General features: G+C 68.8%; 11 protein-coding genes. 5 read left to right on the top strand and 6 right to left on the bottom strand.

The window, feature by feature from the left end; genetic code table 11:
• Positions 1-18 precede the first annotated feature (18 nt).
• Positions 19-1,614 carry an MDR family MFS transporter gene (locus DIE23_RS13600; protein WP_124612590.1) on the bottom strand — a complete coding sequence of 532 codons (1,596 nt, stop codon included), beginning with the start codon at positions 1,612-1,614 and terminating at the stop codon, positions 19-21.
• Between the two features lie 107 nt (positions 1,615-1,721).
• On the opposite strand from DIE23_RS13600, the gene DIE23_RS13595 reads away from it, so the two are divergent.
• A complete protein-coding gene (locus DIE23_RS13595) occupies positions 1,722-2,564 on the top strand; it encodes an EcsC family protein (protein WP_124612589.1) in 843 nt (280 codons plus the stop codon).
• On the opposite strand, the gene DIE23_RS13590 is transcribed toward DIE23_RS13595, so the two are convergent.
• From DIE23_RS13590 to DIE23_RS13570, 5 genes are all read right to left on the bottom strand, one after another.
• Entirely contained in the window at positions 2,534-3,496 is a 963-nt protein-coding gene (locus tag DIE23_RS13590; RefSeq protein ID WP_124612588.1) for an alpha/beta hydrolase, read from the bottom strand. The genes DIE23_RS13595 and DIE23_RS13590 overlap by 31 nt on opposite strands.
• Before the next feature lie 117 nt (positions 3,497-3,613).
• Positions 3,614-4,048 carry a CHRD domain-containing protein gene (locus DIE23_RS13585; protein ID WP_124612587.1) on the bottom strand — a complete coding sequence of 145 codons (435 nt, stop codon included), beginning with the start codon at positions 4,046-4,048 and terminating at the stop codon, positions 3,614-3,616.
• A 410-nt stretch (positions 4,049-4,458) separates the two neighbouring features.
• Entirely contained in the window at positions 4,459-5,232 is a 774-nt protein-coding gene (locus DIE23_RS13580; RefSeq protein WP_006497398.1) for a class II aldolase/adducin family protein, read from the bottom strand.
• Positions 5,233-5,478: 246 nt separating this feature from the next.
• Entirely contained in the window at positions 5,479-7,104 is a 1,626-nt protein-coding gene (locus DIE23_RS13575; RefSeq protein WP_124612586.1) for a phospholipase D family protein, read from the bottom strand.
• 235 nt (positions 7,105-7,339) lie between these two features.
• Complete coding sequence (locus tag DIE23_RS13570; protein ID WP_124612585.1) at positions 7,340-8,056, bottom strand: FadR/GntR family transcriptional regulator; 717 nt, start codon at positions 8,054-8,056, stop codon at positions 7,340-7,342.
• Between the two features lie 135 nt (positions 8,057-8,191).
• Here DIE23_RS13570 and DIE23_RS13565 point away from each other — a divergent pair, with 135 nt between their 5' ends.
• Genes DIE23_RS13565 through DIE23_RS13550 form a run of 4 tightly spaced genes read left to right on the top strand, consistent with a single transcriptional unit; the run spans position 8,192 to position 12,907 of the window.
• Positions 8,192-8,992, top strand: a complete 801-nt coding sequence (locus DIE23_RS13565) for a (Fe-S)-binding protein (protein ID WP_124612584.1) — start codon at positions 8,192-8,194, stop codon at positions 8,990-8,992.
• The gene (locus tag DIE23_RS13560; protein ID WP_124612583.1) at positions 8,989-9,714 is read left to right on the top strand and encodes an LUD domain-containing protein; all 726 of its coding nucleotides are present in this window, start codon (positions 8,989-8,991) and stop codon (positions 9,712-9,714) included. The genes DIE23_RS13565 and DIE23_RS13560 overlap by 4 nt, the downstream gene beginning before the upstream one ends.
• The gene (locus tag DIE23_RS13555) at positions 9,711-11,156 is read left to right on the top strand and encodes a LutB/LldF family L-lactate oxidation iron-sulfur protein (RefSeq protein ID WP_124612582.1); all 1,446 of its coding nucleotides are present in this window, start codon (positions 9,711-9,713) and stop codon (positions 11,154-11,156) included. Before DIE23_RS13560 ends, DIE23_RS13555 begins: the two co-directional genes overlap by 4 nt.
• 50 nt (positions 11,157-11,206) lie before the next feature.
• Positions 11,207-12,907: a lactate permease LctP family transporter gene (locus DIE23_RS13550; protein ID WP_124612581.1), complete on the top strand. Its 1,701-nt coding sequence runs from the start codon at positions 11,207-11,209 to the stop codon at positions 12,905-12,907.
• Positions 12,908-12,969: the final 62 nt, after the last annotated feature.

The raw sequence follows: 12,969 nt of genomic DNA, 5'->3' as shown, positions 1-12,969 counted from the left end.
GTTCAATCGGTGAATCATTCAATCGGCCGCGACATGCGGTTCGATCTTGTGCCGCAGCGCGATCGGCGGCACGCGGCGGCATTGCCACACCGACACCACGGCCACGACGGCCGCCATCGCGACACCCAGGTGAATCGCGCCGACCAGCGATTCGCGGGCCGCTTCCAGCAGCAGCGCGCCATTATGCCCGGCGCGGGTCAGCTCCGCGACGAGACCGCCTTGCGCGGCGCGGTCGATCAGGATCTGCGGATCGGCGAGCTGCGCGTGCCACTGCAGCGCGTGGTCGCCCGACAATGCATCGCGCACGCCGCTCGAATACATCTGGTTGACCAGCGTGCCCGTCAGCGCGGTGCCGATCATCCCGCCGACCATCCGCAGCGACTGCAGCAGCGCGGTCGCGATGCCGAGGTGCTCGCGGCCGGCCGTCTGCTGCGCGAACACGGTGAGGTTCGGCAGCACGAAGCCGAGGCCAATGCCGCCCGCGACCATCAGCGCCATCAGCACCCAGGTCGGCGTCGTGTGCGTCGACACGACGATGCCCGCGCACGCGATCGAGAACAGCACGAAACCGACGTGCAGCATCGCGTTCGGATTGCGGATGCGCGTGACGACGCGGCCGTTCATGATGCTGCCGATCGTGATGAACACGACGAGCGGCGTGATCACGAGCCCCGCCTCCTTCGGCGACATCCCGAAACCGCCCTGGAACAGCAGCGGCGCATAGAACAGCAGCGAGAACATCGAGAAGCCCGCGAGAATCGCAAGGACGAACAGCGCCGACAGCGCGCGGTTGCCGAACATGTCGAACGGCAGAATCGGCTGCGCGCAGCGCTTTTCCCAATGCCACAAACCGACGCCGGCGCCGACCGCGACGACCAGCAGCAGCGACGCCCAGCTCATGACACCGTACTTCGGCAGCCATTCGACGAACAGCTGCAGCGCGCCGAGCGACAGCGCGATCAGCAGCGCGCCGGGCCAGTCGAGCCGCATCTTGCGGTCGTGCTCGACATGCCGCAGGTGCGGCAGGTAGCGCCACACGAAGAACAGCGACAGCAGGCCGACCGGCAGATTCACGTAGAACACCGAGCGCCAGCCGAACGACTGGGTCATGATCCCGCCGAGCGACGGCCCGACCGCGTTCGCGATGCCGAACGCGGAGCTCATCAGCACCTGCCAGCGCAGCCTCACGACGGAATCGGGGAACAGGTCGGGAATGCACGCGAACGCGGTGCCGACCAGCATCCCGCCGCCGATCCCCTGCAGGCCGCGCGCGAGCACCAGGAACAGCATGTCGTTCGCCATCCCGCACAGCACCGACGCGCCGGTGAACACGACGATCGACGCGATCACGAACGGCTTGCGGCCGTAGTAGTCGCCGAGGCGGCCGAAGATCGGCACGGTGATCACGGAACTGAGCAGGTACGAGGTCGCGACCCACGCGTACAGGTCGAAGCCCCTGAGCTCGGAGACGATGGTCGGCAACGCGGTGCCGACGACCGTCTGGTCGAGCGCGACGAGCATGGTGACGAACGAAAGCCCGATCATCGCCAGCAGCGATTCGCGGAACGGCAGGACTTGCCCGCTCGAATGGTGGGCGGCAGTATGGACGGCCATTTTTTGTTGATGCAACTTTTGACGAGTCAAATAATTTCAAAATTCTAGCACGCCGGAGTAATCTAGGCGGGCGATGGATTTGGGGCCTGTGGCCGCCAGGGAGAAAGATGGAACCGATTTCAATCACACCTGACGCGACGCTGTCGCCGGAAGACCAGGACGCACTGCGGCGCGCGAAGCAGGTGCTGGAAAGCCCGTCGCTGACGATGAAGCTGACGGGCGTGCTGGGCGCGCCGGTCGAGAAGATGATCGCGCGGCTGCCGGACTTCGCGACCGGCAAGATCAACGACGCGACGCAGCTCGCGCTCCGCAAGTGCCTGAACATCGCGCTGCGCACGCTCGGCAAGCCGCAGACGCCCGATGCGGAGCCGGACAAGCCGAGCAACCTGCTGCACAAGCTCGCGGTCGCGACGACCGGCGCGGCGGGCGGCGCATTCGGCTTCCTCGCGCTGCCGGTCGAGCTGCCGGTGACGACCACGCTGATCTTCCGCTCGGTGTGCGACATCGCGCGCAGCGAGGGCGAGGACCTCGGCTCGGTGGATACCCAGTTGCAGTGCCTGGCCGTGCTCGGCATGGGCGATAACCCGGACAAGCGGGAAGAGGACGCCGATCTCGGCTATTTCGTGTTGCGCGGCGCGCTCGCGCAGGCGATTTCGAAGGCGTCGTCGGACATCACGACGAAAGGGATCGCCGCGCACAGCTCGGCGGCGGTGTTCAAGCTCGTGCAGACGGTGGCATCACGCTTCTCGGTGCAGGTCACCGAGCAGATGGCCGCGAAGTCGATTCCGGCGATCGGCGCGGTGCTCGGCGCGACCGTCAACACGCTGTTCATCGACCACTTCCAGCAGATGGCGCACGGCCACTTCACCGTGCGCCGGCTCGAGCGCAAGTACGGCTCGGTGGCCGTGAAGGCCGCGTATCAGGCGATCGACGGCTCGCCCGCGCGCTGAACCGCCCGCTCGACCGCGACGCGGCGCAGGAATGTGGCCGCACGGTCAAGCGCGTCGCGCGACTCCGGCACCATCGGCGTGTACAACTGCCACACGTGCGGCATGCCGGGCCACACCTCGATGTCCACCGGCACGCCGGCCGCCTTCGCCTTGTCGGCGACGCGGCGCGAATCGTCGAGCAGCACCTCGGTGCTGCCGACCTGGATAAAGAGCGGCGGCAGCCCGCTGAAATCCGCGTAGAGCGGCGACGCGTACGGATGCGTCGCCGGCTCGTCTCCCAGATACAGCCTCGCCGCCTTCGGCAGCGCCGCGGCCGCGAACATCGGGTCGAGGCCGTCGTTGCTGCGCATCGTGCCGCCGGTACCAGCCAGGTCGGTCCATGGCGAGAACAGGATCGCGCCGGCCGGCAACGGTTCGCCGCGATCGCGCAGCGCGACAAGCGTCGCGAGCGCGAGGCCGCCGCCCGCCGAATCGCCGCCGAACACGATCGACTCGGGCGGCGTGCCGAGTGCGAGCAATTGCCGGTACGCGGCCAGCGCGTCGTCGAGTGCGGCCGGGAAGCGGTTTTCGGGCGCGAGCCGGTAGTCGAGCGAGAACGAGCGCACGCCCGCGCGCTTCGTGAGGCCGAACACGAGCGGCCGATGGGTTTTCGTCGAACAGAAGTAGTAGCCGCCGCCGTGAAAATACAGCAGCGTGCGGCCGGGCCCGCGAGCGCCGACCGCGTCGGTGCGTTCGAGCCATTCGCCGCGCAGCGGCGCGTCGCCGGGACCATGGCATTGGCGCAGCCGGTAGCCCGACGGTGCGCGACGCGGCACGACCATTCTCAGGTCGGTGAAGCGCCGCGCGCGGGCGGGATCGAGCACCGCACGCGTGGTCTCGGGACGAAACTGCCAGCGCAGCAGCCAGCACGCGAGCTTGCCTTGCCAACTCATCGAACATACTCCGTCATCGCAGTGTGACGATGGTACGTGCGATCGTCGCCGCGCCGCTCGACGCGAGCCTCTATATCAAACGCCGATGCCCGGTTCGCCTACCTCGGTACAGCGGCATCAGTTCGCCGGCATCACCTGGCCGCGGATCTCGCCGGACGGATGGTCCTTCGTGTGCACGTTGAAGTACCACTTGCCGCCCATCAGGTCGGTCACCTGCGCCTCGGTGAGTTCCCTGGAACCCTTGATCGGGCTCGCGAGCGCGTCCTTCGGGATCGGCACCTGCACGCCGGCGTTCTGGCCGACCGGCGCGGGCCCGTGGAAGTGCGCGGCGGTCGCCGGCCCCGTGAGGTGTTCGTAAGTCACCGACCACTGCAGCATGTGAGTGGCCGTGTCGTAGGTCGCATCGACGGCGCCGGAGCCCTTGGTCGCGGTAGGCGGCACTTCGCTCGACGGTTGCAGGTTGGCGGACAGGCGCACCGTTTCGGCGGCGGCGCTGCCGGCGGCCAGCACGCCCGCGAGCAACACCACCTGGAGCAAACGCAGCATCGGCATGAATCCTCCTTGTTCGACGTGGTACGCCACCCGGCCGGGGACGCTCCATGATGGTAGTCGATCGCCGCCGATCCGGCACCCCGTGCGTCGCGCGCCAGCCTGACGGAACCTGGAAGACACCTTTGCAGCGGGAGCCCTGAATCCGCGCCCGGCCTTTCGCTACACTTCGTCTCACAGTTGCTTGTTTCCTTCGTCCGAAGGAGTCTGCGAGTATTCACGCGGCCACCCGGCCGCGTTTTTTTTGCCCGCGCCGCGCGGCACGCGGGCAGCGTCATGCGCATTCATCGTCGATGCTTACCAAGCATGACGAATCAACTTTCGTCTTCCGTCGTGGCATCAGCTCTCGCGCCGACGATCGGCGCGCATCGACCGCATCGCCCGCATCACCCGTGTCTCCCGTGTCACCCGCATCACGCGCGATAGCCGGGGTCGATGCGATCGACGATGCGCTGCAGCGCATCGAACGCGTCCTGTCCCGCGCCGTGCTTCGGATCGAAATTCAGCGAATCGCGCACGCAGCCCTCGAGCACCGGCGGGGCGATCGGCAGTGCGTCGCCGATCGCGTGGGTCGCGACCTGCACCTCGCACGCGCGGTTGAGCAGCCACATCAGCGAGAAAGTTTGCGCGAGCGTCGCGCCGATCGTCACGGGCCCGTGATTGCGCAGCAGCAGCACGGGCCGCCCGCCGGCGCTCTCGACGATGCGCCGCCCCTCCTCGAGATGCACGGTGATGCCCTCGAAATCGTGATACGCGATCTTCCCGTACAGCTGCGCCGAATAGAAGTTCGAGAACGACAGCCCGTCGCGCGAACAGCACACGGCCATCGTGGGCGTCGTATGCACGTGCATCACGCAGTGCGCGTCGGGCAGCGCCGCATGGATCGCACTGTGGAACGTGAAGCCCGCCGGGTTGATCGGCCAGTCGGAATGGCCGATCACGTTGCCGTCGATGTCGATCTTCACGAGGTTCGACGCGCAGACCTCGCGGTAATGGAGCCCGAACGGGTTGATCAGGAAATGGCCATCCTCGCCCGGCACGCGCAGCGAGATATGGTTATAGATCAGCTCGGTCCAGCCGAGATGGTCGAAGATCCGGTAGGCGGCCGCAAGCTGCACACGCGCCTGCCATTCGGCTTCGGAGAAACGGGCGGGACGCGTGAACGGCTGGTTCGGTACACGTTGCATGGGGCACTCCGGTTGCGGGCGTGCGCGGCCGCGCGGGCGGCTGCGCGCATCGTCCTTCGTCTCCTGGCGGCGCACGCGGCGCGTGCGGCGTGGCGGCTCGTACGGCGCGTCGTTCGGCGCCGGTCCGGCCCGGATTGCGCGAGCCGTCCGCCGGTTCGGTCACGATGCACATATAGTTGCGCGCACAACCATATCACCTTTTCCCGCACACCGGTATCGCGGGTTTGGCCGGAGCCGTTCCGGCCCTTACAACTGGTCGTCGACCGGCAGCAGCATGAAGATGCCGGTCATCACATTGCGCATCAGGCCGGCATGCGGATCGACGTGATAGGTGGTCGACTGACCGCCGTCGACGCCTGTCCATTCGAGTGCGTGCGAGCCGCCGTCCGTCTGCTTCGCGAGCGTGACGCGGTAGCTTTCGTCAGGCTGCGTCACGCGCGCGAAGATCGTCGCGGCCTGCTGCGCGAGCACCGGGCTGTGGATCACGAGCGCAAGCTCGGTATTCAGATGCGCGGAACGCGGATCGAGGTTCAGCGAGCCGATCACGAGGATCTTCCGGTCGATCACGTACGCCTTCGCATGCAGGCTCGCCCGTGAGCGCGAGCCGAACAGCCGCGGAGCCGGCTGCTCCGGCTGCGCCTTGAATTCGTACAGCTCGACGCCGTGCCGCAGCAGCGGCACGCGGTACGGCGCGTAGCCGGCCTGCACGGCAACGGCGTCGGTCGCGGCAAGCGAATTGGTCAGGATCGCCACGCGCACGCCGCGCGCGGTCGTGTCGCCGAGAATCTTCACGCCCGCGTCGTGCGGCACGAAGTACGGCGAGAACGCGAGGAATTCCTGCTGCGCGCCGCGCGTCAGCTCGACGAGGCGCTGCATCGGCGGGCTCACGTACGCGTCGGTCGGCCGCGCGACCTTGTCCGGCGCGTCGACCTTGAATTCGGCCGGCGCCCACACGAGTGAGAGTTCGTCGCGTGCAATCTGCCGCGCGAGCGGCGTCGCGTTCAGCGGCTTCGCGTTGTACGGGTCAGCGTTCTTGCGCCAGTGGTCGCGCAACTCGTCGCGCATCGCGTCGAGATACTTCGGATCGAACGTCTGATGATTCAGCACGCGCAGCGGATAGCTGCTCGCGCTCGCCCAGTAGTCGTCGAAGCTCTTCGAGATGTCGTTCGTCATGGGGCCGGCCGCGAGCACGTCGAGATCGCGAAACTGCAGCGTCGGGCTCGCGCTGAAGTATTCGTCGCCGAGGTTGCGGCCGCCGACGATCGCGAGCTGGTTGTCCGCGATCATCGCCTTGTTGTGCATCCGGCGCGTAAAGCTGTCGATGCGCGTGAAGAAGTCGGCCGTGCGCTCGACCATCCCGTACTGCGACGCGCCGAACGGGTTGAACACGCGAATCTCGATGTTCGGGTGCGTATTCAGCGCGGCCATGATGCGGTCGATGTCGCGGAAGTTCAGGTCGTCGACCAGCATCCGCACGCGCACGCCGCGATCGGCCGCGTACAGCGCGGCACCGAGCAGCAGCTTGCCGGTCGTATCCTCGGTCGCGATGTAGTACTGCATGTCGAGCGTCTTCGTCGCCGCGCGCGCGAGCGCGATGCGCATTTGCAGCGCGGTCGCGCCGTCGGACAGCAGCCGGAAGCCGGACTGGCCGGGATGCGCGGCTTCAGGTGCGGCGAGCGCGTCGCGCAGCGGCGTCGCGGTATCGGCCGACAACGCATGGGAGACGGGGCGATCGAGCGTGGTGGCGGGTGGATGCGTCGCGCAGGCGGCGACCAGCGACAGCAGCGCGCACACGGCGAGCACGCGGGCCGGGCGGCCAGCTGCGCGCCACGACAGCGCGGCCGGCACGCGCCGGATCAAGGACGTGAGCACGGAAGCTTCCTCGACAGGCGGATCAAGGGTTTCGCAATCGCCGCGACGCGCGGCTGACGGGCGGTTCCGACCGATTCTAGTGGGCGCCCGCTGAACCGGTCAATCGCGCGGCCGGCGCAAGCGGCGCCGCACAGTCGTCGCCATGCGCGCCGCCCGCGAGGGCCTCCCGGAACCGCGGCCCACGGCTCGCGACCGGCCGTCGGGCGGAACGGCGGCGACCATGGTCCAACCAATCTTACGACGCGTCGTCGCTTCGCTCGAAGTGGCTGCGCACGTAGTCGATATGGGTCTGCATCGCGGTGCGTGCCTCCTCGGGCCGATGCGCGCAGATCGCGTCGCAGACCACCCGGTGCTGCAGCAACAGCAGCTCGGACGCCTGCTCGTCATGTGTCGTCATCCCCGCGACGTTGATCGAGATGTGCTCGCGCAGCATCCCGATCACGCTCGTGTGCAGGTGCAGGAACATCGTGTTGTGCGACGCGAGCGCGATCGCCTCGTGCAGCTTCGCGTCGGTAGACGCCTCGACGGCCGCGTCGTCGTTCGCGTGCGCGGTTTCGAGCTCGCGCAGCAGCGCGCGGATCCGGCGCCGGTCGTTCGCGTCGGCGCGCAGCGCGGCGAAATACGCGGTCGCGCCTTCGAGCACGCGGCGGAATTCGAGTATGTCGTCGCGCAGCGCCGGGTGGTCGGCGACCAGCTGGCCCCACGGCGACGCGATGCCCGCGCGCAACTGGTCCGTCACGTACACGCCCGCGCCGCGCCGGCTCTGCAGCAGCCCGCGCGCGACGAGCCGCTGGGTCGCCTCGCGCACCGTATTGCGCGCCACGCCGTACTGCTGCGCGAGCACGCGCTCAGCAGGCAGCCGCGCGCCAGCCGGCCACGTGCCGTCGAGCAGCGCCGTCTCGATCTTGCGCATCACCACTTCGGTCCGGCCCCGTGCCGTCATCGCCGCCATCGCCGTCTCTCCATCCGGAATACCCGTCGCGCCGATTGGCCCAACCAATTTGAGCTGCGGCGCCGTCGCGGGAATTATGCAGCGAAATCGTCGTCCCGCATTCGCATGCCGGGCCGGCCCCCCCTGGAGCGAGACATGAACGAAAGGCACTACCCCGCCGCCGCCGCCGCGCACGTCTATCTGTTCGCGACCTGCCTGGTCGACCTGTTCGTCCCCGAGGCCGGGCTCGACGCGGTCCGCCTGCTGGAACGCGAAGGCCTGACCGTCCACTATCCGCGCGGCCAGAGCTGCTGCGGGCAGCCGGCCTACAGCAGCGGCAATCCCGACGAAGCGCGCCGCGTCGCGGCCGCGCAGCTCGACCTGTTCGCCGAGCCGTGGCCCGTGGTCGTGCCGTCCGGCTCGTGCGCGGGCATGATCCGGCACCATTGGCCCGCACTGTTCGCCGACGATCCCGTGCGCGGCCCGAAGGCCCGCGCGATCGCGGAACGTACCTACGAACTCGCCGAATTCCTCGTCCATGTGCTCGACGTGCGGCTCGACGCCGTCACCGCCAACGCGGGTCCGGACGAACGCGTGGTGCTGCACACGTCATGCGCGGCCCGCCGCGAGATGGGCACGCGCGTGCACGGCGTCGCGCTCGTCGACGCGCTGCCGGGCGTCACGCGCATCGAACATGAACGCGAATCGGAATGCTGCGGCTTCGGCGGCACGTTCTCGCTGAAACACCCGGACATCTCCGGCGCGATGGTGCGCGACAAGGTCGCATCGGCCTGCGCGACAGGCTGCGACAGGCTCGTGTCGGCGGACTGCGGCTGCCTGCTGAACATCGGCCACGCGGCCGACAAGGCCGGCGCGGTGCTCCCCGTCGAGCATCTCGCGAGCTTCCTGTGGCGCCGCACTGCCGGCTCCGCGTCGCTGCGCGGAGACGCGCAATGAGCGCGCGCGACGCCATCCTCGGGCGCCTGCGCGCCGCCGCCCCCGGCGTCGCCGTGAGCGCCGCGCCCGCGCTCGATGCGCGCATCGACATGCATTACGCGGCGCGGCGCGCGGCGGTCGCCCGTGATCCTCACGCGCTCGCGCAGACCATGCAGGCCGCGCTCGCCGCGTCGCACGCGGAAGTCTGGTGCGCCACCGCCGACGCATGGCCCGCGCAGCTTGCCGCGCGTCTGGCCGATGCCGGCGTGCGCCGCCTGCTGCTCGACCCGGCCCGCTCCGAATCCGCGGCGCTCGCTCAGGCGCTGCCCGATGCGGTCGCGCCGGTACCGTTCGACCGGCCGATCGACGCATGGAAAGCCGAGCTGTTCGACACGATCGACGCGGGCTTCACCGTCGCGCGCTCGGGCATCGCGGCGACCGGCACCGTCGTGCTCGCGCCCGATGCCGGCACGCCACGCACGGTGTCGCTGGTGCCGCCGCTGCACGTCGCGCTCGTGCATGCGAACACGCTGCACGCGGACCTTCACGCGGCCGTGCACGCGGAGTGCTGGCACGCCGGCATGCCGACCAACGTCGTGCTGGTGTCGGGCCCGTCGAAGACCTCCGATATCCAGCAGACCCTCGCATACGGCGCGCACGGGCCGCGCAATCTCTGGGTCGTGATCGTCACCGAACCGGCCGCCGAACCGACCGCAACCGCTTGCCAGGACCTGCCGCGATGAGCGACCAACCGCTGCAATTCGTCGCCCCCGGCGACTTCAAGGCCCGCGCGCGCGCCGCGCTCGACGATCCCGCGCTGCGCCGCAGCTTTCGCGGCGCGATGGACTTCCTGCAGGGCAAGCGCGCGACCCAGTTCCCCGACGACACCGAACTGCAACAACTGCGCGATCTCGGCGAAGCCGTGCGGCAGCACGCGCTCGCGCAATTGCCCGCGCTGCTCGAACGGCTGGAGGCAAAGCTCACCGCGGCCGGCGTGCACGTGCACTGGGCCGAGACGGCCGCCGACGCGAATGCGATCGTGCTCGGCATCGCGCAGGCGAACAAGGCGCGCCGCGTGATCAAGGGCAAGTCGATGGCGAGCGAGGAAATCGAGCTGAACCATTACCTCGCGGATCACGGCGTCGACTGCGTCGAGTCCGACATGGGCGAATTCATCGTGCAACTCGCGGGCGAGAAACCGTCGCACATCGTGATGCCGGCGATCCACAAGACGCGCGGCGACATCGCCGAGCTGTTCGAGGAACACATCCCGGGCACGCGCTACACGGAGGACGTCGACGAGCTGATCCAGACCGGCCGGCGCGCGCTGCGCCGCGCGTTCGCGGAAGCCGACATCGGCCTGTCCGGCGTGAACTTCGCGGCGGCCGACACGGGCACGCTGTGGCTCGTCGAGAACGAAGGCAACGGCCGGCTGTCGACCACCGTACCCGACACGCACGTCGCGATCATGGGGATCGAGAAGGTCGTCGAGAAACTCGAGCACATCGTGCCGCTATCGAGTCTCCTGACGCGTTCGGCCACCGGCCAGGCGATCACGACCTACTTCAACCTGATCTCCGGTCCGCGCCGCGACGGCGAACGCGACGGCCCGCGCGAGCTGCATCTCGTGCTGCTCGACAACGGCCGCACGCAGGCCTACGCCGACGAACAGCTGCGCGCGACGCTGCAATGCATCCGCTGCGGCGCGTGCATGAACCACTGCCCCGTCTATACGCGCATCGGCGGCCACGCATACGGAACCACCTACCCGGGCCCGATCGGCAAGATCATCTCGCCGCACCTGCTCGGCCTCGACGCGACGGCCGACCTGCCGACCGCGTCGACGCTGTGCGGCGCATGCGGCGAGGTGTGCCCGGTCCGGATTCCGATCCCGCAACTGCTGGTGCGGCTGCGTACCGAGGCGAACCGCAAGCCCGACGAACCCGTCGCGCATCCGCTGCGCGGCCAAGGCGCGAACTACAACCGCGCGGAAGACCTCGTGTGGCGCTTCTGGTCAGGCGCGTTCGCGCATCCGCGCGCGTATCGCGCATTCCGCTGGACCGCGACGCGGCTGCGCGCGCTGACGCCGGCGAAGCAGATGGGCTGGACGCAGCATCGCACACCGCTCGAGCCGGCGCCGCGCAGCCTGTCCGACCTGCTGCGCGCGCGCGGCCAGCCCGAATAGACCATTCGTTTTCAAACCCGTACCCCGATAAATCCATGGAGGAGACACCCATGCAGGTTTGGCATCAGATCTACACGCCGCTCGGCAGCCTCGGGCTGTCGGCGCTAGTCGCCGCAATTCCGATCATCTTCTTTTTCGTCGCGCTCGCCGCATTGCGGATGAAGGGGCACGTCGCCGCCGCGATCACGCTGCTGCTGGCACTCGGCGTCGCGATCCTCGCGTACGGGATGCCCGTGCCGCAGGCGCTCGCGGCGGCCGGCTTCGGCTTCGCGTACGGCCTGTGGCCGATCGCGTGGATCATCGTCGCGGCCGTGTTCCTGTACAAGATCGTCGTGAAGACCGGCCAGTTCGACATCATCCGCGCGTCGGTGCTGTCGATTACCGACGATCAGCGGCTGCAGATGCTGCTGATCGGCTTCTCGTTCGGCGCGTTCCTCGAAGGCGCCGCCGGCTTCGGCGCGCCCGTCGCGATCACGGCCGCGCTGCTCGTCGGCCTCGGCTTCAAGCCGCTGCACGCGGCCGGACTGTGTCTGATTGCAAACACCGCGCCGGTCGCGTTCGGCGCGATGGGCATTCCGATCATCGTCGCCGGGCAGGTGACGGGCATTGACGCGTTCCACATCGGTGCGATGGCCGGCCGCCAGTTGCCGCTGCTGTCGCTCGCGGTGCCGTTCTGGCTCGTGTTCATGATGGACGGGCTGCGCGGCGTGCGGCAGACCTGGCCGGCCGCGCTCGTCGCCGGCGGCAGCTTCGCGATCACGCAGTACTTCACGTCGAACCATATCGGGCCCGAGCTGCCGGACATCACGTCGTCGCTCGTCAGCCTCGTTTCGCTGGCCGCGTTCCTGAAGGTCTGGCAGCCGAGCAGCGCGAAGCAGACGGCCGGCGGCCTCGTCGCGTCCGGCGGCGGCGCAGCGCTCGCGGGGTTCGGTGCGGGCGGCAACGGTTCGGGCGCGAGCCGCCAGGCGTCGCCGTACACGCTCGCGCAGACCGTGCGCGCGTGGTCGCCGTTCCTGATCCTGACGGCCGTCGTCACCGTGTGGAGCATCGCGCCGTTCAAGGCGCTGTTCGCCGCGCACGGCGCGCTCGCGTCGACCGTCCTGAAGTTCCACGTGGCGGGGCTCGACCAGCTCGTCGTGAAGACCGCGCCGATCGCCGCGACGCCGAAGGCACTCGAAGCGGTGCTGAAGATCGACCTCGTGTCGGCGGTGGGCAGCGCGATCCTCGTGACCGCGCTGATCTCGATGGTGCTGTTGCGGATGAAGCCGCGCGACGCGCTCGTCACGTTCGGCGAGACGCTGAAGGACCTCACGCGCCCGATCCTGTCGATCGGCCTCGTGCTCGCGTTCGCGTTCGTCGCGAACTACTCGGGGATGTCGTCGACGCTCGCGCTGATGCTGGCCGCGACCGGCGCCGCGTTCCCGTTCTTCTCGCCGTTCCTCGGCTGGCTCGGCGTGTTCCTGACCGGCTCGGATACGTCGTCGAACGCACTGTTCTGCTCGCTGCAGCAAGCGACCGCGCACCAGCTCGGCGTGCCCGAGACGCTTGCTGTCGCCGCGAACACGACGGGCGGCGTGACCGCGAAGATGATCTCGCCGCAGTCGATCGCGGTCGCGTGCGCGGCGACCGGGCTCGTCGGCAAGGAATCGGAGCTGTTCCGCTTCACGGTGCGCCACAGCCTGCTGTTCGCGGTGATCGTCGGCCTGATCACGCTCGTGCAGGCCTATGTGCTGCCGGGGATGGTGCCGTAAGCAAGCGGCGCGGCCGCTTTCCGGTCCCCGAAAAACACAACCCCACGCCCGAAAGAAGAGCG

It is taken from the genome of Burkholderia sp. Bp9143, from assembly GCF_003853645.1.
In the GTDB taxonomy this organism is placed as follows: domain Bacteria; phylum Pseudomonadota; class Gammaproteobacteria; order Burkholderiales; family Burkholderiaceae; genus Burkholderia.
Note: the sequence above shows the minus strand (reverse complement) of the source record. Positions and strands in the feature narration are given on the sequence as shown.